The organism is Christiangramia sediminis (assembly GCF_020552705.1).
GTDB classification, from domain to species: Bacteria; Bacteroidota; Bacteroidia; order Flavobacteriales; family Flavobacteriaceae; genus Christiangramia; species Christiangramia sediminis.
This window is the reverse complement of sequence record NZ_JAJBZG010000001.1, coordinates 138,550-163,731: the sequence shown is the minus strand read 5'-3', so window position 1 is coordinate 163,731 and position 25,182 is coordinate 138,550. Positions and strand designations below refer to the sequence as shown.

Annotated in this window: 24 protein-coding genes and 1 pseudogene; 15 read left to right on the top strand and 10 right to left on the bottom strand. The window is 38.1% G+C overall.

Annotation, left to right across the window (positions count from 1 at the left end; all coding sequences use genetic code 11):
• Genes dapB through LGQ90_RS00730 form a run of 3 tightly spaced genes read left to right on the top strand, consistent with a single transcriptional unit; the run spans window position 1 to window position 2,993 of the window.
• Window positions 1–720, top strand: coding sequence for a 4-hydroxy-tetrahydrodipicolinate reductase (gene dapB, locus LGQ90_RS00740; RefSeq protein WP_229337111.1), 720 nt, complete (start codon window positions 1–3; stop codon window positions 718–720).
• 51 nt (window positions 721–771) lie between these two features.
• On the top strand, window positions 772–2,337 hold the full coding sequence (gene lepB, locus LGQ90_RS00735; RefSeq protein ID WP_229337109.1) for a signal peptidase I: 1,566 nt from the start codon (window positions 772–774) through the stop codon (window positions 2,335–2,337).
• 5 nt (window positions 2,338–2,342) lie between these two features.
• Complete coding sequence (locus tag LGQ90_RS00730) at window positions 2,343–2,993, top strand: WbqC family protein (RefSeq protein WP_229337107.1); 651 nt, start codon at window positions 2,343–2,345, stop codon at window positions 2,991–2,993.
• Here LGQ90_RS00730 and LGQ90_RS00725 read toward each other — a convergent pair.
• From LGQ90_RS00725 to LGQ90_RS00695, 7 genes are all read right to left on the bottom strand, one after another.
• Window positions 2,973–4,007 carry an endonuclease/exonuclease/phosphatase family protein gene (locus LGQ90_RS00725; RefSeq protein WP_229337105.1) on the bottom strand — a complete coding sequence of 345 codons (1,035 nt, stop codon included), beginning with the start codon at window positions 4,005–4,007 and terminating at the stop codon, window positions 2,973–2,975. The genes LGQ90_RS00730 and LGQ90_RS00725 overlap by 21 nt on opposite strands.
• Entirely contained in the window at window positions 4,008–4,907 is a 900-nt protein-coding gene (locus tag LGQ90_RS00720; RefSeq protein ID WP_229337103.1) for a rhomboid family intramembrane serine protease, read from the bottom strand.
• The gene (locus LGQ90_RS00715; RefSeq protein ID WP_229337101.1) at window positions 4,907–5,656 is read right to left on the bottom strand and encodes a rhomboid family intramembrane serine protease; all 750 of its coding nucleotides are present in this window, start codon (window positions 5,654–5,656) and stop codon (window positions 4,907–4,909) included. Before LGQ90_RS00715 ends, LGQ90_RS00720 begins: the two co-directional genes overlap by 1 nt.
• Window positions 5,656–7,509, bottom strand: coding sequence for a DNA mismatch repair endonuclease MutL (gene mutL / locus LGQ90_RS00710; protein ID WP_229337098.1), 1,854 nt, complete (start codon window positions 7,507–7,509; stop codon window positions 5,656–5,658). The genes LGQ90_RS00715 and mutL overlap by 1 nt, the downstream gene beginning before the upstream one ends.
• Window positions 7,510–7,803, bottom strand: coding sequence for a hypothetical protein (locus LGQ90_RS00705; protein WP_229337096.1), 294 nt, complete (start codon window positions 7,801–7,803; stop codon window positions 7,510–7,512).
• Between the two features lie 117 nt (window positions 7,804–7,920).
• Window positions 7,921–8,427, bottom strand: a complete 507-nt coding sequence (gene ribH, locus LGQ90_RS00700) for a 6,7-dimethyl-8-ribityllumazine synthase (RefSeq protein WP_229337093.1) — start codon at window positions 8,425–8,427, stop codon at window positions 7,921–7,923.
• A gap of 3 nt (window positions 8,428–8,430) precedes the next feature.
• The gene (locus LGQ90_RS00695; RefSeq protein ID WP_229337091.1) at window positions 8,431–9,204 is read right to left on the bottom strand and encodes a tetratricopeptide repeat protein; all 774 of its coding nucleotides are present in this window, start codon (window positions 9,202–9,204) and stop codon (window positions 8,431–8,433) included.
• A 147-nt stretch (window positions 9,205–9,351) separates the two neighbouring features.
• Here LGQ90_RS00695 and recF point away from each other — a divergent pair, with 147 nt between their 5' ends.
• Genes recF through LGQ90_RS00675 form a run of 4 tightly spaced genes read left to right on the top strand, consistent with a single transcriptional unit; the run spans window position 9,352 to window position 11,406 of the window.
• Window positions 9,352–10,431 (top strand): DNA replication/repair protein RecF, encoded by a 1,080-nt coding sequence (recF, locus tag LGQ90_RS00690; RefSeq protein WP_229338517.1) that lies wholly within the window; start codon window positions 9,352–9,354, stop codon window positions 10,429–10,431.
• The gene (locus tag LGQ90_RS00685; RefSeq protein WP_229337090.1) at window positions 10,428–10,868 is read left to right on the top strand and encodes a lipocalin-like domain-containing protein; all 441 of its coding nucleotides are present in this window, start codon (window positions 10,428–10,430) and stop codon (window positions 10,866–10,868) included. The genes recF and LGQ90_RS00685 overlap by 4 nt, the downstream gene beginning before the upstream one ends.
• Window positions 10,846–11,148, top strand: a complete 303-nt coding sequence (locus LGQ90_RS00680; protein WP_229337088.1) for a DciA family protein — start codon at window positions 10,846–10,848, stop codon at window positions 11,146–11,148. The genes LGQ90_RS00685 and LGQ90_RS00680 overlap by 23 nt, the downstream gene beginning before the upstream one ends.
• Before the next feature lie 24 nt (window positions 11,149–11,172).
• Entirely contained in the window at window positions 11,173–11,406 is a 234-nt protein-coding gene (locus LGQ90_RS00675) for a hypothetical protein (protein WP_229337086.1), read from the top strand.
• A gap of 138 nt (window positions 11,407–11,544) precedes the next feature.
• Here the strand turns inward: LGQ90_RS00675 and LGQ90_RS00670 are convergent, their stop codons facing one another.
• Window positions 11,545–11,964 (bottom strand): nucleoside-diphosphate kinase, encoded by a 420-nt coding sequence (locus tag LGQ90_RS00670; RefSeq protein ID WP_026934840.1) that lies wholly within the window; start codon window positions 11,962–11,964, stop codon window positions 11,545–11,547.
• 75 nt (window positions 11,965–12,039) lie between these two features.
• Complete coding sequence (locus LGQ90_RS00665; RefSeq protein ID WP_229337084.1) at window positions 12,040–13,056, bottom strand: alkaline phosphatase D family protein; 1,017 nt, start codon at window positions 13,054–13,056, stop codon at window positions 12,040–12,042.
• A 77-nt stretch (window positions 13,057–13,133) separates the two neighbouring features.
• Between LGQ90_RS00665 and LGQ90_RS00660 the strand changes: the two genes are divergently transcribed.
• The 3 genes from LGQ90_RS00660 to LGQ90_RS00650 all read left to right on the top strand — a co-directional run bounded on the left by LGQ90_RS00660 (window position 13,134) and on the right by LGQ90_RS00650 (window position 15,925).
• Window positions 13,134–14,150 carry a DHH family phosphoesterase gene (locus LGQ90_RS00660; RefSeq protein ID WP_229337082.1) on the top strand — a complete coding sequence of 339 codons (1,017 nt, stop codon included), beginning with the start codon at window positions 13,134–13,136 and terminating at the stop codon, window positions 14,148–14,150.
• A complete protein-coding gene (gene gldI / locus LGQ90_RS00655; RefSeq protein WP_229337080.1) occupies window positions 14,147–14,704 on the top strand; it encodes a gliding motility-associated peptidyl-prolyl isomerase GldI in 558 nt (185 codons plus the stop codon). Before LGQ90_RS00660 ends, gldI begins: the two co-directional genes overlap by 4 nt.
• 90 nt (window positions 14,705–14,794) lie before the next feature.
• Window positions 14,795–15,925, top strand: a complete 1,131-nt coding sequence (locus tag LGQ90_RS00650; protein WP_229337078.1) for a peptidylprolyl isomerase — start codon at window positions 14,795–14,797, stop codon at window positions 15,923–15,925.
• A gap of 73 nt (window positions 15,926–15,998) precedes the next feature.
• On the opposite strand, the gene LGQ90_RS00645 is transcribed toward LGQ90_RS00650, so the two are convergent.
• Complete coding sequence (locus LGQ90_RS00645; protein WP_229337076.1) at window positions 15,999–17,459, bottom strand: aminoacyl-histidine dipeptidase; 1,461 nt, start codon at window positions 17,457–17,459, stop codon at window positions 15,999–16,001.
• A gap of 88 nt (window positions 17,460–17,547) precedes the next feature.
• On the opposite strand from LGQ90_RS00645, the gene LGQ90_RS00640 reads away from it, so the two are divergent.
• The 5 genes and pseudogenes from LGQ90_RS00640 to LGQ90_RS00620 all read left to right on the top strand — a co-directional run bounded on the left by LGQ90_RS00640 (window position 17,548) and on the right by LGQ90_RS00620 (window position 25,148).
• Window positions 17,548–18,621 carry a DUF3810 domain-containing protein gene (locus LGQ90_RS00640; protein WP_229337075.1) on the top strand — a complete coding sequence of 358 codons (1,074 nt, stop codon included), beginning with the start codon at window positions 17,548–17,550 and terminating at the stop codon, window positions 18,619–18,621.
• Between the two features lie 85 nt (window positions 18,622–18,706).
• Window positions 18,707–21,678, top strand: a pseudogene (locus tag LGQ90_RS00635) (amidohydrolase family protein).
• Window positions 21,679–21,690: 12 nt separating this feature from the next.
• Window positions 21,691–23,004: an amidohydrolase family protein gene (locus tag LGQ90_RS00630; protein ID WP_229337074.1), complete on the top strand. Its 1,314-nt coding sequence runs from the start codon at window positions 21,691–21,693 to the stop codon at window positions 23,002–23,004.
• 77 nt (window positions 23,005–23,081) lie between these two features.
• Entirely contained in the window at window positions 23,082–23,897 is an 816-nt protein-coding gene (locus tag LGQ90_RS00625; protein WP_229337073.1) for a TrmH family RNA methyltransferase, read from the top strand.
• 12 nt (window positions 23,898–23,909) lie between these two features.
• Window positions 23,910–25,148 carry a M48 family metallopeptidase gene (locus LGQ90_RS00620; RefSeq protein ID WP_229337072.1) on the top strand — a complete coding sequence of 413 codons (1,239 nt, stop codon included), beginning with the start codon at window positions 23,910–23,912 and terminating at the stop codon, window positions 25,146–25,148.
• The last annotated feature ends 34 nt before the right edge of the window (window positions 25,149–25,182 follow it).

Here is a 25,182-nt window from a genome sequence, read left to right as displayed (position 1 = left end):
ATGAATATAGCGCTTTTAGGTTACGGAAAAATGGGAAAGACCATTGAGAAAATTGCTGAAAACCGTGGGCATAAAATTGTTCTAAAAGTCAATGATGATATTGAAAATCACGAATTAAGTGATCTGGATATTGATATTGCGATAGATTTTAGCGTCCCGAAAGCGGCATTTAAAAATATCACTAGCTGTTTTAAAAATAATATTCCGGTAGTGAGTGGTACCACCGGATGGCTGGATGACTATGAGAAAGCCAAAAAGATCTGTAACGAAAATAATTCAGGATTTATTTATGCTTCCAACTATAGTCTGGGCGTAAACGTATTCTTTGAGCTGAATAAAAAGTTGGCAGAAATGATGCAGGGTCTGGAAGATTATTCAGTAAATATTGAAGAGATTCATCATGTCCAAAAACTCGATGCTCCCAGTGGAACGGCTATAACCCTGGCTCAACAGATCCTGGAAGAAAACTCGAAATTGAAAGGCTGGCAACTGGAAGATGCAGATAAAGATGAAATCCCGATTAACGCCAAAAGAGAAGAAAATGTTCCCGGAACGCATACGGTGACCTACGAATCTTCTATAGATAAAATAGATATAGTTCATACTGCAAAATCTCGTGAGGGATTTGCTCTCGGTGCTGTAGTCGCTGCAGAATTTCTGAAAGACAAAACAGGCATTTTTACTATGAAAGATGTTCTGTCAGATCTTTTTAAAAATTAATATGTAACAATTCAGGGCAAAATCTGCCTTATACTGTAAAGAATAGATACTATGACTTTTACCGAATGGTTTATTTTCTTCCTGATTATCCAGGTAATTCATTTTTTGGGAACCTGGAAATTATATCAAAGAGCAGGTAGAAAAGCCTGGGAAGCAGCGATCCCTGTTTACAATGCAATTATATTAATGAAGATAATCAACCGGCCTAAGTGGTGGGTTGTTTTAATGTTCATTCCTATTGTAAACCTTATAATTATTCCGGTAATCTGGGTGGAGACCATTAGAAGTTTCGGTAGAAATTCCACAGCAGAAACCTTTGCCGTAATTCTTACTCTGGGGCTTTATATCTATTATGTTAATTATGCTACAGATAATGCCTACATCGCAGACCGTGACCTTAAACCAAGATCAGAAGCCGGGGAATGGATAAGTTCAGTACTATTTGCGGTGATCGCGGCTACTATTGTACATACTTATTTTATGCAGCCTTTTACGATCCCAACCTCTTCGCTGGAAAAGACTTTATTGGTAGGTGATTTCCTTTTTGTGAGTAAATTTCATTATGGAGCAAGGGTGCCAAAAACTGCCGTAGCTTTCCCAATGGTTCATGATACGATTCCTGTTCTTGGAGTTAAATCTTATTTGAATAAACCTCAGATCCCTTATTTAAGATTTCCGGGATTTGAAGAAGTGGAACGGAATGATATTGTGGTGTTTAACTGGCCGGTAGATACGGTTAGGAAGTTCTTTGACAGATCTGGAAAGCATTTTAAAAAACCTATAGATAAAAAGTCCAATTACGTAAAAAGAGCCGTCGGGATTCCTGGTGATTCTTTATCTGTAGTGGACGGCTATGTGCATATTAATGGTAAGCAATTAGAGCTGCCAGACAGAGCCAAACCTCAGTTCTCTTATGTAGGCCAGACTAAAGGTCAGCCATTTAACCCGCAAAGTTTATACAAACTATACGATATCACCGATGGATATTCCTATAACCCTAATAATAATGCCTTTCTTATTCAGTCGTTATCTGATGAAACTTTTGAACGTTTTAAAAATCATCCAAATGTAGCTTCTATCAGGAAGTATGTAGATTCTGCAGGGGTTAAAAATCCCAGCCTGTTCCCGAACGATGGGAAAAGGAACTGGAACAATGATAATTTAGGACCTATTTATATTCCGGAAAAAGGGGTGACCGTAGCTATCACACCCGAAAGCATGACCTTCTACAAGGAAATTATTGAAACTTATGAAGGTTCAGAATTCGGACTGGATAATAAACTTAAAGTTAACGGCACCCAGGTCTTACTAAATGGGCAACCAATAGACTCTTATACCTTTAAACAGGATTACTACTGGATGATGGGTGACAACCGAAATAACTCCGAAGACAGCCGAGTCTGGGGATATGTACCGGCGAATCATATTGTAGGAAAACCAGTTTTTATATGGTTAAGCTGGGATTCCAATGCCAGTGGATTTGATAAGATAAGATGGGAACGGGTTTTTACGACCGTTAAAGGAGATGGTGATCCAACTTCATTTCTGCCCTATTTCCTTATTATCCTGGTGATATTCTTCGGATGGAGATATTTCAAAAAACGCAGAGAAGCCTAATCCACATGAAGTCGGTTTTATTACATCCCTCTTACTTTGGGCCTATAAGCCAATGGGTAGCTCATGTAAATGCTGAAGAAGTAGTTTTTGAGAACGAGGATAATTACCAAAAGCAAACCTACCGCAACCGGATGTATATCTATGATGCAAATGGCAAGCTAACGCTTAATATTCCTATAAAGCACAGAGCTGCCTTAGGCATAAGTACCAAAAACCATCAAAAATATAAAGATATACAGATCGAAAATGATTTTGACTGGCAGAAACAGCACTGGCGGGCTTTTAAGGCTTCCTATCAAACCTCTCCTTTCTTTGAATTCTATGAAGATGATTTATACCCTATATATGATAAGCAGTTCAAATATTTAATGGACCTGAATTATCATTGCATGGAATTCGTTGCAGAATGTCTTCAGATCGACTTTGATTTTGATAAAACTGAAGAATTTATTCTGAAGCCAGAAAAGCAGATTAATCATAGGGGTCTGGTGAATGCTAAGTCAAAGCCTTTCTTTAAAAACACGGCTTATACTCAGGTTTTTGAAGTTAGAGCTGGTTTTCTGTCTAATTTATGTATACTGGACTTAATTTTTAATGAAGGGAATGCTGCCTTAAGCTATCTGCAGGAACAGAAATTACAGTCCGATCTTGGTTAAGACCGGATAATGATCTGAATAATCAACATCGAATTTGTTGAATTCAGTAATCTCCATATTATTTTGAATAAGGAGAAAGTCTATCCGCAGCGGAAAGTAATTAAGTTTAAAACTCTTCCCAAATCCGGAACCGGCTTCCAGGAAAGCATCATTGAATCTTCCATCCTGCTCTATCAAATCATAGATATATGAAAAACTGGTATTATTAAAATCGCCGGCGATTATAGTTTTATAAGGAGATTTATTAACCTCTTCAAGGAGCATCTCTGCCTGTTCCTGCTGTAAAGAAAAGCCATAACCTATTCGTCCCAGTAATTTCTTGGAATCTTCTTTCTGAAGGTCATTTATTCCGGGTTTGATATTTAAAGACTGAAAATGCACATTAAAAACACGTACTGTATCTTTTTTATCAATCACGATATCGGTATAGATCGCATTATTGTTCCCGTTCTGTGGAAAATCCAGGGAAGCCTGATTAATAATAGGATACTTAGAGAATATCGCCGACCCAAATTCAGCATTTTTGCCTTTTAATTTCACAAACTCATAAGGATAAACATCAGCAAGTTCAGCTGCCCCAATATAGTGTTCCTGCACACAGAGAATATCAGGATTTTGCTCTTTTATAAAGTCAGTGATCTTTTCAGGAAGATCTTTTCTAGGCGACCATTCATAAGCATTGAACATTCTTACATTGTAGCTCATCAGGGAAAAATCTGCTACTCCTTTTTCATCGGTTTCAGATCCGGAAAATCTTACAAAACTGGTCACGTAATTATATCCCAGGAGCAGGATGATCAATGAAAGAAATAGCTGTCTTTTAATTCGTAAAAGCCAGTAGATCAAAAAAAGTGCATTCAAAATAATAAGCACAGGAACACCCAGGCTTAAAACTGAGAGTAATGGAAATGATTTAGGCGGAATTAGAGGTAGCAAATAAGAAAAAAGCAAGGCCGTAGCTGCAAGAGAATTCAGGACAAAGATAAATTTGTCAAAGAGACCTAGCTTTTTCATCTAATCTTCTTTGCCAGCTTTAAATAGAAAGTCTTTCTCTTCCTTACTCAAACTTTCATAACCACTTTTGCTTATCTTATCAAGAATAGCATCTACTCTTTTCTGCTTTTCGTTCTTGTCAAAATTGGTTTTCGACTTATTCCCTGAACTTGTAGTTTTTCCTGTACGGTGTACGGTTTTCATCCTGGCTTTACGTTCCCGGGGTTTAAAAAGCGCGGCTATAGAGTCCATAATATTTTCAAACCATTTCCCAATATCATTTCCCTTCTGAAGTTGCGTGGTATATAGATAACCCAGTGCCGCCCCGCCCAAATGAGCAAGATGTCCACCGGCATTCCCCATCGGGATTTGAATAATATCTATCACCAGTAAAAAAGCAGCGATCCACCAGAATTTCACACTCCCAATCAACATAAGTCTCACTCTCATATTGGGTACATGAGCAGCAATCCCTATAAGTACGGCCATGACACCTGCAGAAGCACCCATTAGATAGGAACGACCTGTGCCCTGAAATGCAGGAAACAGGTTATAACTTAGCATATAGACCAGGGCTCCTATAATGACTCCCAGAAAATAATAATTCAGTAAACGTTTGGGTGAAAAATAATTCAGAAAATAGATTCCGGAAAAATACAGGATCAACATATTAGATAAAATATGCCAAATCCCGCTATGTAAAAATGAATAGGTGATTATAGACCAGGGTTTCATTAGGAACTCCATGGGTTCTTTTGGAAAAACGAACCATTCTACCAAAAAATCTGATGGGAGCTGAAAAAGAAAGGCAATGGTTTTCAGCAAAAAGAACAATATAAAGACCAGCACATTGATGGCAATGAGCTTTTCGGTGACCGTAGCGGTCTGGATTTTATATCTAATTCTATCTGATGATCTCATTAATACCAGCGGTTATCGTTAAACTGATTCTTCTTCCAGTAATACATCATTAAAAATCCAAATAAGGCACCTCCAATGTGTGCAAAATGTGCAATGGAGCCTCCAAATATAGAATAGCCGGTGAAGCCAGAAAACAAATCTAAGGCAATTAATCCGGGAATAAAATACTTGGCTTTAATTGGTACAGGCACAAAAAGTAAAAATAATTCTACATTAGGGAACATCATCCCGAAGGCCACCAGGACTCCGTAAATAGCTCCAGAGGCTCCAACTGCAGGATTAGAAAATGCCTCCAGCATAGAACGCAAAGTTCCTTCTTCTATTCCCTCCGGTATTCTAAACCTATTGGTGGTATAAGCCTGTTCCACAAAATTCATGATTTCCGGTGGTGTCCATCCTAGTTCCAGCAAACCATTGAAGCCTTTCTGATAAGCATAGAAATTAACCAGGGTATGTAAAAGTGCCGCTCCTATTCCCGCGGAAAAGTAGAAAAATATAAATCGCTTTTTACCCAGCATTTGTTCTATAGGACTTCCAAAGGCCCAGAGAGCATACATATTAAAAAGTATATGCATAAAACCGCCATGCATGAACATATGGGTTACAATCTGCCAGAATTGAAAGTTTGGATTCTTAACGAACCACAGGGCAAAATACTCGTAAGCTACGTCACCAATAAGCTGGCTACCAATAAAGAAAATTACATTTATAATCAGGAGAACCTTCACGGTTTCTGTCATTCTTCCCATCAGGCAAATTTTTTATCCAGTTCATCCACAGATAAGGTGGTGAACACGGTTTTATTAAATGGACTAAGCGCCGGTTCTTTACAGGCAAATAATCGGTTTACAATATGTTGTTGTTCAGTAGAATTTAATAAAGTTCCTGAACGCACGGCCATTGAATTAGCCAGGGATTTTGCCAGAAGATCGGTTTGCGAGAAACCATTATCAGGTACATCTTTTTCAAAATCTGCCAGTAATTGTTCCAGTAAAATTTCCACTTCACTTTCTGAAATTAAGGTTGGAATCCCACTTATTTCGACCTCAGCATTATTAATGGCTGAAAATACAAATCCTGTTTGCTCCAGGGAATCTTTGATCTCTTTCAGCATTTCAACCTCATGAGAATTGAATTGAAGCCTTAAAGGAAATAATAACTGTTGACTCACTGCAGATGAGACGGTTATATTTTTCAATAATTCTTCATATAAAACCCGGGTATGTGCTCTGTGCTGATCTATCACCAGGATCCCGCTCTTTAAAGTAGAAACGATATATTTTTTCTGAACCTGGAAAGTAGACTTCTCTGTCTGTTCTTCTTTGGCTCCGAATAAATTCCCGGTCACCTCCTCACTTTCAAATTCAACCTGACGTATATCTATGTCGGTATCGGTTTCAGAATGCATTCCTGAGTAAAGGCTTTCCCATTCCGCAGGCTTTTCTCTTTTATAATTTCCTCCGCCTGAATATTGAGCCTTGAAATTATTCTCGGTCTGGAAAGGATTAAAATTCCGGTCCACCTCTACCTGTGGAGCATCAGCATCTTTATTTTTATAATCATAAGGAGTATCTAAGCCGGAGTCCCTTTCAAAATCTAAGATGGGGGCAACATTAAACTGGCCCAGACTATGTTTGATAGAGCTTTTCAGAATAGCGTATAAAGCATGCTCATCATCAAATTTGATCTCCGTTTTAGTTGGATGGATATTGATATCTATAGACTTTGGATCTACTTCCAGGTAAAGAAAATAACTTGGATAGCTTTTATCTTTGAGCAAACCTTCAAAAGAAGCGGTCACTGCATGATTTAGATAAGCGCTCTTTATAAATCTGTCATTTACAAAAAAGAATTGTTCTCCCCTGCTTTTTTTGGCAAATTCGGGTTTACCAACAAAGCCAGATATCTTGACAATTTCAGTATCCTCTTCTACAGGAACCAGTTTTTCATTGGTCTTACCTCCTAGAATATTTGTGATACGCTGCCTGAAATTGGTAATTGGTAATTGAAATAATTCACTCCCATTGTGGGTAAGAGAAAAACTGATATTAGGGTGGGCAAAGGCCACTCTTTGAAATTCGTCGATGATATGACGAGTTTCTACATTATCAGATTTCAGAAAATTACGCCGGGCAGGTATATTATAAAATAGGTTCTTTACACAAATATTTGTTCCCTTAGGGGTTACACAGGCATCCTGGGAAACCACCTGACTACCTTCCACTTTTAAACAGGTTCCCACCTCATCATTTTCAGTCTTTGTTCTTAATTCCACATGGGCAATTGCAGCAATAGAGGCTAATGCTTCTCCACGAAAGCCCTTGGTTTTAAGAGAAAAAAGATCGTCTGCTAATTTTATCTTGGAAGTTGCATGTCTTTCGAAGCTCATTCTCGCGTCGGTAAGGCTCATGCCTATTCCGTCATCAATGATCTGAACCAGCGTTTTACCGGCATCTTTGATCACCACCTGGATTCGGGTGGCATTTGCATCTATGGAATTTTCGAGAAGTTCTTTTATTACTGAAGCCGGACGTTGCACCACTTCACCCGCAGCGATCTGGTTGGCAACATGATCGGGCAACAGTTGAATTATGTCACTCATTTAACGGGGATTCGAGAAAATGGATAAATCAAAATCTAATATCCACAGACATATGAAAAGCAAAATAACAATAATATAGATCACACGACGATTAATACTTCGGTTACCTCGGTGTCGACTGGAATCACGTGCCTCAGCCCACTGAGAACCAAAGTCTATCGCATTGGTAGTCTCTCTGTATTTATTGAATTTAGAATCAAAATCATAGATATTACCGGCCTCCTTGCCCTTATAGTAGCGTGGGGTATAGTTATACCTGGTATTTTTTCTGATTTTGCCGAGATTGATTTTCAAAACTGTAGATTGTTTGCTGATTCAAATTTACTCAAAATGCTTCAAAAATCCGAAGTCTTAGAGTATTAATAAAGAAAGCAATAACAATGCCGTTTTGAAAGCCTAAAAGCTATTGATTTAACCTTTGTAGAATTTAGCATCCTTTCGTAACTGTGCCATTTTAATGGCTGCGATGGCAGCTTCGGTTCCTTTATTACCATGTTCACCTCCACTGCGCGCTCGGGATTGCTCAATATTATTATCTGTAAGTACACAAAAAATAACGGGAATATCTGTCTGAATATTGAGATCCTTGATCCCCTGCGTGACACCTTCACACACAAAATCGAAATGTTTGGTCTCTCCCTGGATCACATTCCCCACTGCCACGATAGCATCGAGCATCTCAAAGCTTTCCTGCATTTTTTTGCAACCGTAAATAAGCTCAAAACTTCCGGGAACATTCCATCTTACAATATTCTCTTTCTGAACTCCATTCTCTATCCATGCATCAAATGCACCCTGAAAAAGTCCTTCCGTAATCTCATCGTTCCACTCAGAAACAACGATCCCAAACCGAAAATCTTTCGCGTTTGGGATCGTGTTTTTATCGTATTGTGAAAGGTTTTTACCTTCTGTAGCCATAATTTAGTTTTTCATAGCGCGGGCCTGACCAAGGTAAATTGGCACCTTGTCTGCCTCTGGAGCATCTGAATACTCGTCTTCTATTTGAAGCAGGTATTCTTCAGCAGCATCTGCATCACCTATCTCTATTGCGGTGATGGCCGCTTTTAATAAAAATCTTGGTGTAGTGAATGAATTAGCTCTCATTTCAGCAGCTTTTTCATAATATCCAAGAGCCTCCTCAGGCTGCTCTAATTGCATAAAAGCATCTCCAATTCCTCCGGTTGCCAAAGCAGAAAAAATCTCATCATCACTATCAAATCCTTCTAACTGCTCAATAGCTTCCTGATATTTACCAGTTCTAAGGTAAGCAAATCCGGCATTGTAATGTGCAAGGTTTGCAGCATCGGTCCCACCGTAGTTATCTATAATGTCTAAAAATCCGTATTTACCTTCTCCTCCGTTCAACGCAAGGTTATATAAAGAATCACTCTGTGCTCCATTAGCCCTAAGAGCAGAAGCCATATAGTTCTCTGCCTGCGCCATTTCATTCGCAGCCTCATTTTGGTTTGGCTCATGAATAAAACGGTTGTAACCTAAATATCCTAAAACGGCAACAATAGCAACCCCAACGATAATATAGATATACTTCTGATTATCGGCGACCCAGGTTTCAGTCTTACTTGCTCCTTCGTCTAAAGTGTTAAAAACTTCTGCAGTGGTAGACTCCTGTTCTGCTATTTGTTCTCTTTCCTCCTTATTGGAAGGCTTGTATCCTTTTTTCTTATACGTTGCCATAAAAAATTTTTAATGCGTGGCAAAAATATAATTTTTTGTGAAAATTAAAAGAGAAAATATTTGTATTTTTTGAATAATTTGAAGTCCTTTTGCAGCTCGATCCTGCATCCTGCAATTAATGAAATTACAGCTGAAACACAGCGACTTATGCATTTAAAAAATCTTAGCCTGCTTAATTATAAGAATCTTAAGACGGCTGAATTTGAATTCGATGAAAAAATCAACTGCCTGGTGGGTAATAATGGGGTAGGAAAAACCAACGTTTTAGATAGTATTTACCATCTTTCTTTCGGGAAAAGTTATTTCAACCCGATCACTTCTCAAAATATCAATCACGATTCCGATTTCTTTGTCATTGAAGGAGCCTTTGAAAAGAATGAAAAAATAGAGAATATTCTTGCCAGTGCCAAGAAAGGACAGAAAAAGATCATTAAGAGGAACAATAAAGCTTACGATAAAGTAAGTGATCATATAGGGTTTATTCCTACGGTTATAATTTCCCCTGCAGACAGAGACCTCATCATCGAAGGTTCAGAAACCCGCAGAAAGTTTATGGATGGCGTAATCTCCCAGAGTGATCATGCATACCTCAACAAACTTTTACAATACACCAAACTGGTTTCCCAGCGGAATTCACTCTTAAAGTATTTCGCGGCTAATAATACTTTTGAAAGAGATACGCTGGAAGTTTACAATCTTCAAATGAGCAATTTGGGACAGGATCTTTTTGAAAAAAGAAAAGAATTTCTGAAAGAATTCATTCCAATATTCAATAAAAGATATTCAGATATCACCAATAACAAGGAGGTAGTAGATATAAATTATAGAAGTCAGCTATTTGATAATTCCCTTTCCAATCTACTGGAAGAGAATCTTCAAAAAGACATGGCTTTACAATATACTTCGGTGGGAACTCATAAAGATGATCTTAGTTTTGAGATCGAAGGCCATCCTATCAAGAAATTCGGATCCCAGGGCCAACAGAAATCATTTTTGATCGCTTTAAAACTGGCGCAATTCGATTTTATTAAGCAGATAAGTCAGGTAAATCCTATTTTATTGCTGGATGATATTTTTGATAAACTGGATGAAAACCGCGTGGCTCATATTGTAGCTCTGGTAGCTACTGATGAACTGGGACAGATATTTTTAAGCGACACGCATGCAGACAGAACAGAAAAAGTAGTAAAATCCAGCGACCAATCTTATAAAATTTTTAAGCTTTGAAAAAACTGATCCTCATATTTTCAATTATCGTCCTGGTTTCCTGTTCAGAAAATGATCCGCAGGAACAATTAAAGAACCTCAACGGTTACTGGCAAATTGAAAAAGTAGAAATGGAAAATGATTCGGTAATAGAATACAGCCTAAGCCAATATATAGATTATATTGAGATCAAGGATTCCATCGGATTCAGAAAAAAACTGAAACCAAAGATCGATGGCGGGTTTATCGAAAATTCAAATAATTCAGAAAAAATTACCGCTAAAATCGAAGATAACAGCCTTTTTCTTTATTATGAGACTCCGTTTGATAAATGGAAAGAAGAAGTCCTGGAAGCTACAGAAGATGAATTGGTAATCCTTAACCGGGACGATAAAAAATACTACTACCAGAGATATGAACCTTTACTAAGCCAAGATGAAGAAGAGACGCAAGAATGAGGAAATGAAACTGGGCGACCTGCTCAAGAGTTTCGTAGATGAGAATAAACTGGATACTAAAGGCCTGAACCAGGTAAAGGTTAGAGACGTCTGGAACAGCCAGATGGGACCGGCGATTGAAAAATACACGACAAATTTAATGCTGAAAAAGGACACGCTTTACGTTCAGTTAAGTTCTTCGGTTTTGAGAGAAGAACTGAGTTACGGAAAAGAAAAGATCATTAGAAACCTGAATGAGGAGATGGGACAGAAGATAATTTCTAAACTGGTGTTGAGATAGTGAGAAGTAAAAAAATCATTTAAAATGAAGCATACCCTAAAAATTTTTGTAATCTATTTTATAGCATTTTTCACCCTGTTCATAGGAAGTCAATATTTACTGGAGAATTTATTTCCTGAACTGGATCATCTTTACAACCTCCTAATTGCTGGTGTTTTCACGATCATACTTTGCCCAAGACTAAATAAGGTACAAACAGAAAATGGCAGCAGAACTCAGCTAAAATGGCTATTTCGAAAAGAGCCACTTATAAAATAGGCAGACCCTTGATTCAAGTTCAGGGTGACGTCCTAAAAAAACCGTTATGCTGAACTCGTTTCAGCATCCGTTCAAAAAAAAAGCATAAAAAAACCGGACTCAGAAAGTCCGGTTTTTGTATTTATTGAAATTGTTCAATTAGAACATCTCTCTACCTGCAAAATGGAAAGCACCTTCAATTTGTGCATTCTCATCGCTATCACTTCCGTGAACGGCATTTTCTCCAATGCTGGTAGCGTATTTTTTTCTGATAGTTCCTTCAGCAGCATCTTCCGGGTTGGTAGCTCCGATAAGTGTTCTAAAATCTTCTACGGCGTTGTCTTTTTCAAGAATAGCCGCAACGATAGGACCACGAGTCATGAATTCAACTAATTCCCCGAAAAAAGGACGCTCTTTATGCACTGCATAAAAAGTCTCCGCATCTCTCTGAGTCATTTGAGTAAGTTTCATCGCTACGATTCTAAATCCTGAAGCTGTGATCTGGTCTAGTATTCCACCAATATGCCCGTTCTCTACTGCATCTGGCTTAATCATGGTGAATGTTCTATTATCTGCCATTGTATGGTTTTTAAATTTGCTGCAAAAATAAATAATTCCTTTCCATATACAAGCCCTTTAAGCTTTTATGTTTCCCTACTGGAATTCAAGCAAATAATCCTGTTGTAATTTATTCTTTACACCTCTCATTTCAAGTTGAACTTTATTCTTCTCAAAATCGAACTTCAATAAACCAAAACTTTTATTTTTAACCACCTCTCCTACTCTATATTTATTGGGCTCTCCGCTGAAATCTTCATAGGTATGAGTCAGTCCGCTGGAAGTAAAATCAACTAATGGGTAATTAAGGCCTTCTACTTTGGTTGCTGAAAATTCTGAAATATGACGATCTCCACTTAAGAGAATCACATTTTTAGCTTCGGAAGAGATAAGCAAATCTTTAAGTTTTTCAACTTCTGAAGGGAAATTTGCCCATTTTTCAAATCCGTGCTCTGCTGAAAGGATCTGGATACTGGACATGATTACGTTAAAATCTGCCTCGCTATTTTCAAGTTCTTCCGCCAGCCATTGCCATTGAGTATCTCCCAAAATCGTTCCACTGGAAGGTTCATATCTTTTATTGGGATCTTCACTTTTAAGCAGTGCATCCCTAAAATACCTTGTATCCAAAAGAATCACTTTTATACTTCCTTCCGGCGTGTCAAATACTTCAGCATGATATACTCCTTCCCTATTTCTTCGTGGAATATTCTCTGCCACCTCCATAAAATCCAGGAATAACTGCTGACTTACTTCTTTAAAACTCCATTCTTTTCCGCCATCATTTAGTCCGTAATCATGATCATCCCAGGTGCCAAGAACTGTCACTTCATTTAGTAATTTTTGATATCCGGCATTATTCTTCTGTTGCAAGTATTCCGCTTTCATTTTTTCAGCATTATCGGTGTCAGAATATATATTATCCCCTCCCCATAAAAATACGTCCGGATTATTCTTCAGTATAGGATTCCATAATATTTGTGGTGAATCTTCCCGGTTACAGCTACCAAAAGCGATCGTAAAATCTGCTTCAGATTCTTTATTTACAGAAGGGGAACTTCCGCAGGACAGGAATAGAAAAAACACGGGTAATAGCTTAAATAATATTTTCATCGGTTGATCTTTGGAGTACAAATTTAAAGCTTCCAGTATTTCTTAAGTATTATTAAATTGTATATTTAGCCCTGAATATGATAGATACAAGAATACTGGAAATAACGGCTGAACTAGCCAAAGCAGATAATATAGTGATAGTCCCCCACAAAGGTCCCGATGGGGATGCGATGGGTTCTACTCTGGGATTAATGCATTTCTTACGAGATAAAGGTCATAAAGCCACAGTTATCGCTCCTAATGATTACCCACATTTCTTAAAATGGCTTCCCGGCAACGAAGATGTGATCGTTTATGAAGCCGAAAAGGAAAAAGCAGATCAGCTTATTTCTGAAGCTGAGATAGTTTTTACCCTGGATTTCAATAATCTTTCCAGATGTGGAGCAATGCAGGATTCATTACTGGCGTCTGATGCTTTATTTGTAATGATAGATCACCACCAGGAACCTTCAGATTATGCTCATTATACCTATAGTGATTCTAAAATGAGTTCTACCTGTGAGATGGTTTATAAGTTCATTAACAAGCTTAGAGCCAATAAAAAGATCACCCCCGAAATCGCTACCTGCCTTTACACGGGCATCATGACCGATACCGGATCTTTTCGCTTTAGCTCAACTTCCAGCGATACACACAGGGCTATTGCAGATCTTATAGATAAAGGAGCTGAAAACGCCTTGATTCACAATAATATTCATGATACTAATTCTGAAAATAAATTGCAGTTATTAGGCACCGCACTTCAGAATTTAAAAGTTAATAAGGAATTAAGAACGGCATACATAAGTCTTTCTCAGGAAGAACTAGATCGGCATAATTTTCAGAAAGGAGACACCGAAGGTTTTGTGAATTACGGTCTTTCACTGGATGGAATTATTTTTGCGGTAATATTCATAGAAAAAGAGAATGAAGATCTTGTTAAAATGTCCTTCAGATCTAAAGGAGATTTTGACGTTAATAAATTTGCGCGTGCGCATTTTGAAGGTGGCGGTCATATTAACGCTGCAGGTGGAAAAAGTGATATTTCCCTGAATGATACCATTGTAAAATTCAATAAGATCCTACCTCAATATTCAGAACAGCTAAAAAAATGAGAATTTTAAGTCTATTGATATTGATCCTTTTTGCTGTCGGTTGTAAATCTCCGGAAGCAAGACGTCCCGTTTCACAAAACAGCGGTTCCTACATCGACGAGTCTGTAGAAAAGAACAAAGAGATGATCGCAAAAGAGGAAGATTATATCAAAAAACAAATGGGAAAAGATACTGATACTGAATTTCTAACTTCAGCAGACGGTTTCTGGTATTATTATAACAAAAAATCTACCGACACTTTAAATACGAAAACACCTGAGTTTGGTGACGTGGTGGTTTTTGACTATTCAATTTCAAGTATAGAGGGAGAGCCTATTTATGCGGAAGGAGAAAAACCTACCCGGGAATATGCCATAGATAAGGAAAAATTATTTACCGGCTTAAGACAGGGCCTAAAACTAATGAAAGAAGGAGAAACTGTGACTTTCCTTTTTCCATCTCATAAAGCTTTCGGTTATTATGGCGATAAAAATAAAATTGGAAGTAACGTGCCAATCACTACCAAGGTCACTTTGCATAGCATAAAAGAAGAATCAAACGAACCCAATAATTAAGAATTAAATAAACCAAGCCCTATTTCGGTAGATATCGAAATAATTTGTGGCGAATTACATCTCACAAACTACAAAAATCAAATATTACAAATGAAGACAAAAAGTATCTTTTTACTATTAACAGTAGCACTATCATTATTCTCGTGCAATGATGAATACCCTGAACTGGAAGATGGAATGTATGCCGAATTTAATACTTCTATGGGACCAGTTGTAGCTGAATTATATTTTGAGGAAACCCCTATGACTGTGGCCAGCTTTGTTTCTCTTGCAGAAGGAACCAGTAAAATGGCCGATAGTACTTATAAGGACAAAAAATATTATGACGGACTTATTTTCCACCGAGTGATCGACGGATTTGTGATCCAGGGTGGAGATCCTACCGGAACCGGAAGTGGTGGACCTGGTTATAAGTATCCAGATGAGTTCGTAGATTCATTAAGTCATGATACTAAAGGAATCCTTTCTATGGCTAATGCCGGTCCCGGAACAAACGGAAGTCAGTTCTTTATCACTTTAGGCCCGGTTGCCCAGTTAGATGGAAGACATACTGTATTCGGAAAAGTGGTAAAAGGCCAGGATGTGGTTGATTCTATTGGTAAGACTGAAACAGGCCCGCGTGATCGCCCTGTGAAGGATATCGTGATGAAGGAAGTAAATATCATTAGAAAAGGAAGTGCAGCAAAAAATTTCGATGCCCCCAAGGTTTTTGAAAATGAGCTGGCAGATATAGAGGCTGAAAAAGAAGCTGAAGTCAAAAAGATGGAAGGCATGGCCGCGAAGAAAGTAGAAGAATTCGAAAAACTAAAAGCTGAGGCAGATTCCTTAGAAAGCGGATTAAAAATTTACTTTGAGAACAAAGGAGACGGACAAAAACCTAAAAATGGCCAGAAAGTAAAGGTTAATTATGAAGGTTATTTTGCCGATGGAAGAGTGTTTGACACCAATAGCAAAGAACTTGCTCAAGAAGTAGGGGTTTATGATCACCGAAGAGATTCTCAGGGATTATATGCTCCAATGACCATGGATTACGGTCCTGATGCTCCAATGATCCCAGGATTTAAAGAAGCAGTGCAACAAATGAAAGTGGGAGATAAAGTGGTTGCTTTCATCCCAAGTCATCTTGGATATGGAGAAAGAGGATATGGAAGAGCAATCCCTCCAAATACCGATCTAATTTTCAGAATTGAATTAGTAGAGATCGCTGAAACTGCTGAATAATCTTAATTCAATTGATAAAAAAATCCCTTAACGCTCGTTAAGGGATTTTTTTATTTTCAACCTAATCTAAAATTTAGTTCTCAGGGATATTTTTCAAAACTTCCAGTAAGAAATTCCAGTATTTCTGAGCAGACTTAATACTTGCTCTTTCATCGGGAGAATGAGCTCCTCTAATGGTTGGTCCAAATGAGATCATATCCATATTAGGATAATGACTCCCAATGATTCCACATTCCAATCCTGCATGGCAGGCAGCAATATCGGCTTTTGTTCCATTTACTTTCTGGTAGATCTCATCAAGTGTTTTCAGGATCGCAGAATCGCTGTTTGGAGCCCATCCCGGATATTCTCCTGAAAGCTTTACCTCGAAACCTGCCAGTTCAAATACAGCTCTCAAAGAATCAGCAAGATCATCCTTACTGGATTCTACCGAACTTCTGGTAAGACATTTAATATGAATTTCTCCTCCTTTAAGGCTAACCTTTGCTACATTATTAGAAGCTTCTACCAAACCTTTAATTTCGGGACTCATTCTATACACCCCATTATGTGCTCCCGCAAGAGCAAGCAGCACTTCACGTTGTGATTTAAGATCCATTATTTTATGTTGGGAAGTTTCCAGCTGAAGATCTATAGATAGATTAGGCTCTAAAGAAGCATATTCAGCTTTGATCTTTTCTGCTCTTAGCTCAAACTCCTTTTTAAAACTTTCCTCTTCGGTATCGGGAATGGCTATGATCGCTTCACTTTCTCTGGGAATGGCATTTCTGAGTCCTCCCCCATTTATTTCAGCGATCCTCATTTTAAGCTCTTCCGAAGTATTAACCAGTAAACGATTCATCAACTTATTAGCATTCCCAAGGCCTTTAATAATATCCATGCCTGAGTGTCCACCCATAAGCCCTTTTATCTTTATCGAATAGCTTCGGTAAGCATCAGGCATTTTCTCCTCTTCATAATTCTTCGTCGCGGTAATATCTACTCCTCCGGCACATCCTATGCCTATCTCGTCATCTTCTTCAGTATCCAGGTTCAAGAGAATATCTCCTTCCAGCAGATCTGGACTCAAACCTTTGGCCCCGGTCATCCCGGTTTCTTCATCTATAGTAAATAAAGCCTCAATTGCAGGATGCTCTATAGAATCGCTTTCAAGGATCGCCATCATGGTGGCAACACCAAGACCATTGTCCGCTCCAAGGGTAGTTCCCTTTGCCCGAACCCAGTCACCATCTACATACATATCTATACCCTGACTTTCAAAATCAAAGTCGGTATCATTATTTTTTTGATGAACCATATCCAGGTGAGCCTGCAAAACGATCTTTTTCCGACTCTCCATTCCTTTGGTGGCAGGCTTGTATATTACCACATTACCAACACCATCCACTTCAGTCTTAAGATCCAGGTTATTCCCGAAATTCTTAATAAACTCTATAACGCGTTCTTCTTTCTTGGAAGGTCTGGGAACGGCATTCAGGTCTGCGAATTTATTCCACAATACTTTGGGTTCCAGCGCTCTTATTTCTTCATTCATTGATCTAAATTTTGGTATCTTCACAAAGGTATTCGATTTTACCGATTTCTAAAATTTGACACCTGCCGAATATTTGTATTTTTAGACCGTGAAGAGAAAATCTGTCTTACTACTTGCGATCCTGCTACCGGTACAAATTATAGGTATTAATTTACTTTCAGGCCATTCCAGTTTTGTAGAAGAATATTATTCTAATGGCTTATACCCTGTTATTTCGAAAATAATGAGGTTTAGCCTGGGATTCGTTCCATTTTCTTTAGGTGATTTTCTATATGCTCTTTTAGTCATTTTATTAATAGTATGGATTAAAAGAAGATTTTCTCAAAAATTCAGAAGTCCGAGACTCTGGATCCCTGATGCACTTGCAAGTCTTTCCATCATTTATTTCTGTTTCCATTTATTCTGGGGATTCAACTATTACCGTCTTCCGCTACATGAAAGCCTGGAAATTGAAAAAGATTATACTACAGAAAAACTCATTAAACTTACCGAAACCTTAATTGAAAGATCAAACCAGATACATTCAGAATTAGCTGAAAATGATTCCTCTAAAGTAGATTATGAATACACTAAAAAGGAATTATTCGAGATCACGTTGGATGGGTACGAACATATTGAAAAGGAATTTCCTGAACTTACCTACCCGGCTCCGGCTTTAAAAAGATCTTTGTATAGTTTACCACTTACTTATATGGGCTTTAATGGCTATCTAAATCCTTTGACCAATGAAGCGCAAGTAAACACGATCATAGTAAAATATAAGATCCCCACTACTGCAAGTCATGAGGTGGGACATCAATTAGGTTTCGCCAAAGAAAATGAAGCAAATTTTATTGCCTGTCTGGTCACCATGAACCATCCCAATAAAAAATTCAGGTATTCTGGATATACCTTTGCGCTTAGCTATTGTCTAAGTGAACTATATAGACGTGACCAGGCGAAAGCAGATGAACTTATAGCTACTATGAATGTGGGAATCCTGGAAAATTACCGGGAGGTAGATGCATTCTGGAAGCAGCACACCAATCCTTTCGAGCCAGTTTTCAAGGCAACTTATAACCGCTATCTTATTGTAAATAATCAGGCAGACGGGATGAAAAGTTACAGCTATGTAGTCGCCTTACTGGTAAATTATTTCGACGACACTCGAAACGCACTATAATTCCCCTGAAATTATTCAAATTTTAGTACTTTAAGGCTCTTAAAATTTAGAGCAATCTTATTTATCTTAAAACCACCCTATTTTTATGAAATTAAAATTACTGATTTTGGGAGTTTTCCTCGGTGCCTTTTCGATGCAAGCCCAGGAATACTTCCCGAAAAATGATGGTGTGAAGACCCGAAACACCAATTACACTGTTTTTAAAAATGCTAAAATTCATGTTGATCCTCAAACGCTGATCAATAATGGAATGTTCGCTGTTAAAGATGGAAAGATCACTTCTGTTGGAAAATCTATAAATATTCCAAAGAACAGTATTGTAATTGATTTAAGAGGAAAGGAAGTTTATCCTTCATTTATTGATCTTTACAGTGATTTTGGAATTCCGAAACCAAAAAGAGCTGAAGGCGGGAACGGCCCCCAATATGATGCATCCCGCGAAGGTTATTACTGGAATGACCACATTAGGCCTGAAACCGATGCTGTTTCACATTTTAATTTTGACTCAAAGGAAGCTGAAAAATATCATAAAGCAGGTTTTGGGGTGGTGAATACACATGTTCCTGATGGTATAGTGAGAGGAACCGGAATGTTGGTTGCACTTACTCCTGAAGTAAGTGAAGGTGACCGCATACTTAATGACAAATCTTCGCAATATTTTTCATTTGACAAAAGCGTACAATCAAGACAATCTTATCCAACTTCTATCATGGGGACCATGGCTTTAATACGCCAGACCTATTTGGATGCTGAATGGTACTCAAAAGGAAATGCTGATAACAAGGATCTTGCTTTGGAGGCATTCAATAATAACAAAGATCTTGTCCAGATATTTACCAGTGACAATCTCCTGAATGAACTTAGAGCAGATAAACTTGGAGATGAATTCGGGGTTCAATATGTAATTTTAGGAAGTGGTAATGAATACCAGAGACTCGATAAAATAAAGGCTTCAAATGCTACTTATATTGTGCCATTAAAATTTCCGGAAGCTTACGATGTGGAAGATCCTTACCTAACAGGATATTTAAGTCTGGAAGAAATGAGAGAATGGAATCAGGCACCAGCAAATCTGAAAATGTTATCAGATAATAAAGTTCCTTTTACCATCACCACGAATTCTATAGATGCTGAAAAAGATTTTAAATCGAATCTTATAAAAGCAGTAGAATACGGATTAAGCAAAGAAGCTGCTTTAGCCGCACTTACTACGATTCCGGCAAAAACAATTGGACAGGCTGATAAACTTGGAGTGATCAAAGAAGGAGCCTGGGCAAATTTCCTGATCACTTCTGGAGATTATTTTGACAAGGAAACCACACTATATGAGAACTGGATCCAGGGAGAGAAGAAAGTTCTTGAAAATATGGACATTACCAATATTACCGGTAAATACGACTTAAAAATAAACGGAAAAGAATATCAACTTGATATTACCGGAGAAGCTTCAAAACCTAAAGCAGAAGTGAAAATGGAAAACAGTAAGATCGGTTCCAAGCTAAGTTTTGAAGATAACTGGATGAATCTCCTACTCTCTTCCCCAGATACTACAAAAACCGAATTCATCAGACTTGTAGCGAGCGTTCCTGCCCCAGCAATACGATCTCAGGAAAAGCAATACTTCCAAATGGAAGTGAAACGACTTTCCAGGCTACAAAAAAGACCGATTCTGAAACAAATAAAAAAGACAAGGATAAGAAGGATCAGGATACACCTAAAATAATGCCGGTTACTTATCCAAATATCGCCTATGGTTTTAAAGATAAACCTAAGCAGGAAAATATTCTCTTCAAAAATGCTACGGTTTGGACCAGTGAAGAGGAAGGTGTTTTGGAAAATACCGATGTACTGGTCAAAAATGGAGAAATTTCCCGTATTGGACAGGATTTAAATGCTGGCGGCGCACAAGTTGTGGATGCTACGGGCAAACATTTAACTGCGGGGATCATCGATGAGCATTCACATCTTGCTGCTTCAGATATCAATGAAGCAGGTCATAATTCTTCAGCTGAAGTAAACATGGAAGACGTTGTAGATCCTACAGATATTGGCATCTACCGAGACCTGGCCGGTGGAGTTACCACTATTCAGCTTTTACATGGTTCAGCGAATCCTATTGGAGGGCGCTCAGCTATCTTGAAATTAAAATGGGGAGAATCTGCAGAAGATCTCATCTTTGAGCAGGCGCCACCATTTATAAAATTTGCTCTTGGTGAAAACGTAAAACAGTCTAACTGGAGTGGAAATCGATTTCCACAGACTCGTATGGGCGTGGAACAGGTGTTTGTTGATTATTTCAGTCAGGCGCGAGCTTACGAAACTGAAAAGAATAAAGGTGGAGAAGATTTCAGAAAAGACCTGGAAATGGAAACTCTGGTTGAGATCCTGAATGGAGAACGCTTTGTAACTTCTCACTCTTATATTCAAAGTGAGATCAATATGCTGATGAAAGTTGCCGAACAATTCGATTTCAACATCAATACCTTTACACATATTCTGGAAGGTTACAAAGTAGCCGATAAAATGAAAGAACACGGCGTTGGGGCTTCGACTTTTTCTGACTGGTGGGCTTATAAATATGAAGTAAATGACGCAATTCCTTACAACGCTTCAATCATGAACGATGTGGGGATCACCGTGGCCATAAATAGTGACGATGGTGAAATGAGTAGAAGACTGAATCAGGAAGCTGCGAAAAGTGTGAAATATGGCGGGATGAGTGAAGAAGATGCCTGGAAAATGGTAACGATCAACCCGGCGAAACTTTTACATGTAGATGATCTTGTGGGAAGTATAAAAACAGGAAAACAGGCAGATCTTGTTCTTTGGAACAACCACCCTCTTTCTATTTATGCCAAACCTGAAAAAACCATGATCGAAGGTGTTGTCTATTTTGACATTGAACGTGATGAGCAAATGAGAAAGCAGATAAGAGAAGAGCGTAACCAACTAATTGGTCAGATGTTGAAAGCTAAAAATAATGGAGTGAAAACTCAACCTGTTACAAAAAAGGAAAAGCAACATGTTCATTGTGATCTTTTAGAAGAGGTTCAATAAAAATTAGAGAAAATGAAAAGATTTAATACATATATTTTAATAATACTCCTGGTAATTTCAGGTAAGACTTTTGCCCAGCAAACACCTGCCGACAAACAATCTGAACCTGTAACCATCGTGGGGGCTACTGCACATTTAGGAAATGGTGAGGTGATAGAGAATAGTCTTATCATATTTGAAGACGGTGTAATAACTGAAGTGATCGCTGCCAATCTTACCAAAAGACAAAATCCCGGAAAGATCATTAATGCTAAAGGCAAGCATGTTTATCCCGGTTTTATCGCACCAAATTCAACACTTGGACTGGTAGAAATCGCTGCCGTTAAAGCTACTGAAGATGATGATGAAATGGGAGAAATGCTTCCCAATGTGAGAAGTTTGATCGCTTATAATGCAGAGAGCAAGATCGTGGAATCCATGAGACCTAACGGGGTGCTTTTAGGACAGATTGTACCAAGAGGCGGACTTATTTCTGGTACTTCATCAATCGTACAATTTGATGCATGGAACTGGGAAGATGCGGTGGTAAAAGAAAATGACGGACTTCACATCAACTGGCCAGATGCTTTTAGAAGAGGCCGCTGGTGGAGAGATGAGGAACCTGGCTTAAAAGCAAACAAAGAATACCAGGAAAACATTCAAAAACTTTCCGATTTCTTTACTTCATCGAAAGCTTACCTTGCGGGGGAAAGAGATTACAAAAATCTTCCATATCTCGCGATGGATTCTGTTTTCAATGGAAATAAAAAAGTTTTTGTTCATGTTAATGGTGAAAAAGAGATCATGGACGTGATCCAATTCAAAAAAGACCATGCTCTTAAAGGTCTGGTGATCGTGGGAGGCTATGATGCTTTGGGCGTGGCAAAAGAATTAAAATCCAATGATATTCCGGTTCTTGTAAACCGCCCGCACAGTACTCCAAACAAAGCTTACGAGGATTACGACTACCCCTATAAATTAGCAAAACTACTTCAGGATGCAGGGGTTCTGGTAGCGCTGGAAAGTAGTGGACAAATGGAGAGAATGAATACCAGGAATTTACCGTTTTATGCCGGTACAGTGGCAGCATTTGGTATGGATAAGGAAGAAGCGTTAAAACTGATCACCTCCAATACCGCAAAAATTTTGGGAATAGATGATAAATACGGAAGCCTGGAAAAGGGCAAATCGGCAACTTTATTTATTTCTGAAGGTGATGCGCTGGACATGAGAACAAATATTCTTTCCCATGCATTTATAGATGGCAGAGAGGTAAGTCTTGAAACTCATCAAACTGAACTTTGGAAAAGATATTCCAAAAAATATAAGGATCAGGAAAGTAAATAATTTTTTAATTAAATTTGATAAGCCTCTGAAATTTCAGAGGCTTTTTTTATGCTCAATATCTATGTAATTTTACGCCTATGTTTAAACAGATCACCAGCCCTCAGAACAAGGAAATAAAATGGCTGCTCCAGTTACAGGAAAAATCCCGCAACCGCAGAAAAGAACGATCTTTTATTGTAGAAGGAAAAAGAGAAGTAAATCTTGCCATTAAAGGAAAATATCAACCTCTTCACCTCTATTTTGTTCCTGAATTAGTAAACTTTCAGGAAGTAGTTGAAATGGCTAAAGCAAATGATAGGGAAGCTGCTGAAATTACAGAAATAAGCAAAGAAGTTTATGATAAGATCGCCTATCGGGGAAGTACTGAAGGCCTAATTGCTGTTTTCCAGGCTATAGATCATAAGCTTGAAAATTTAAGTTTTGAGAATGATTCTCCTCTAATTCTTGTTGCGGAAGCTCCTGAAAAACCTGGCAATATTGGTGCTATTTTGCGAACAGCAGATGCCGCAGCCGTAGATGCCGTTATCATAGCCAATCCAAAAACAGACTTCTATAATCCCAATATCATACGTAGCAGTGTTGGATGTGTTTTTACAAATAAGATCGCTACCGGAACCACTTCGGAAATCATCGATTTTCTAAAGAAACAGAAAATTGAAATTTATGCTGCTGCCCTGCAAGCCTCAAAAGCTTATCATGATATAAACTTCAAGAAAGCATCGGCCATTGTAATGGGAACAGAAGCCACGGGACTAAGTGAGGAATGGCTGGCAAATTCCACCCAAAATATCATTATTCCCATGCACGGTGAAATAGACTCTATGAACGTTTCAGTTGCAGCCGGAATTCTTATTTTTGAAGCAAAAAGACAACGAATTATTCATCCTGAATAAACCCTGAAGCACTTGACACCGGAAACACTTTTTTACATCATCATTGCCATTATCATGGTCGACTTTATTATCGATAAGATTCTTGATGCTCTAAATGCAAGACATTTTAATGATCCTGTTCCCCAGGAATTAGAAGATGTTTACGATTCGGAAGAGTACGAGAAATCCCAGCGATACAAAAAAGAGAGGTTTAAATTCGGTTTGATCACTTCTACTTTTTCGGTTCTGCTAACATTGGGTTTTATCGTTTTTGACGGATTCGCTTATGTGGATGAAATAGCCAGAAGCATTATTAATAATGCCATTCTAATTGCCCTCATTTTTTTCGGAATTATCATGTTGGGTAGCGATATTCTAATGACACCTTTTTCCTGGTACAGTACCTTTGTAATTGAAGAAAAATATGGTTTCAATAAGACCACTAAAGGAACATTTCTACTCGATAAACTGAAGGCTTTGGCTATGGGCGCTATTATAGGCGGTGGAATCCTTGCACTTATCGTCTGGTTCTATCAGTTTGCCGGGAATGATTTCTGGTGGTATGCCTGGATCCTTGTAGCTGTATTTTCAGTCTTTATGAATATGTTTTATGCCAAACTTATTGTGCCGTTATTTAATAAGCAAACTCCGCTAAAGGATGGCTCACTAAGATCAAAAATTGAAGCATACGCAAAAAGTGTTGGATTTCAACTTGATAATATCTTTGTAATCGATGGTTCGAAAAGAAGCACCAAAGCGAATGCCTACTTTTCAGGATTTGGAAGTGAAAAAAGGATCACTCTCTATGATAATTTGATCAACGACCTGGAAGAAGAAGAAATAGTTGCGGTGCTGGCCCACGAGGTAGGTCATTATAAAAAGAACCATATTATTGTTAACCTGGTAGTTTCGGTTCTAACCACTGGTTTTACCCTATGGTTATTATCCCTTTTTGTAGGAAATCCGTTATTATCTCAGGCTTTGGGTGTTGCTGTACCCAGTTTTCATATTGGGCTGGTAGCCTTTGGAATTTTATATAGTCCTATTTCAGAAATAACCGGGCTTATCATGAATTATATTTCCCGAAAATTCGAGTATCAGGCAGATAATTTTGCCAGAATCACCTACAATGGTAATTCCCTGATCTCCAGTCTTAAAAAGTTATCGAAAAATACCCTGAGCAACTTAACTCCGCATAAAGCTTATATTTTTGTACATTACTCTCATCCCAGTCTCTTACAGCGTTATCGTAATTTGAAAGCTGGTAATTAGTTGTTTCCTTTTAATCTTAATTGTATTTTTAACC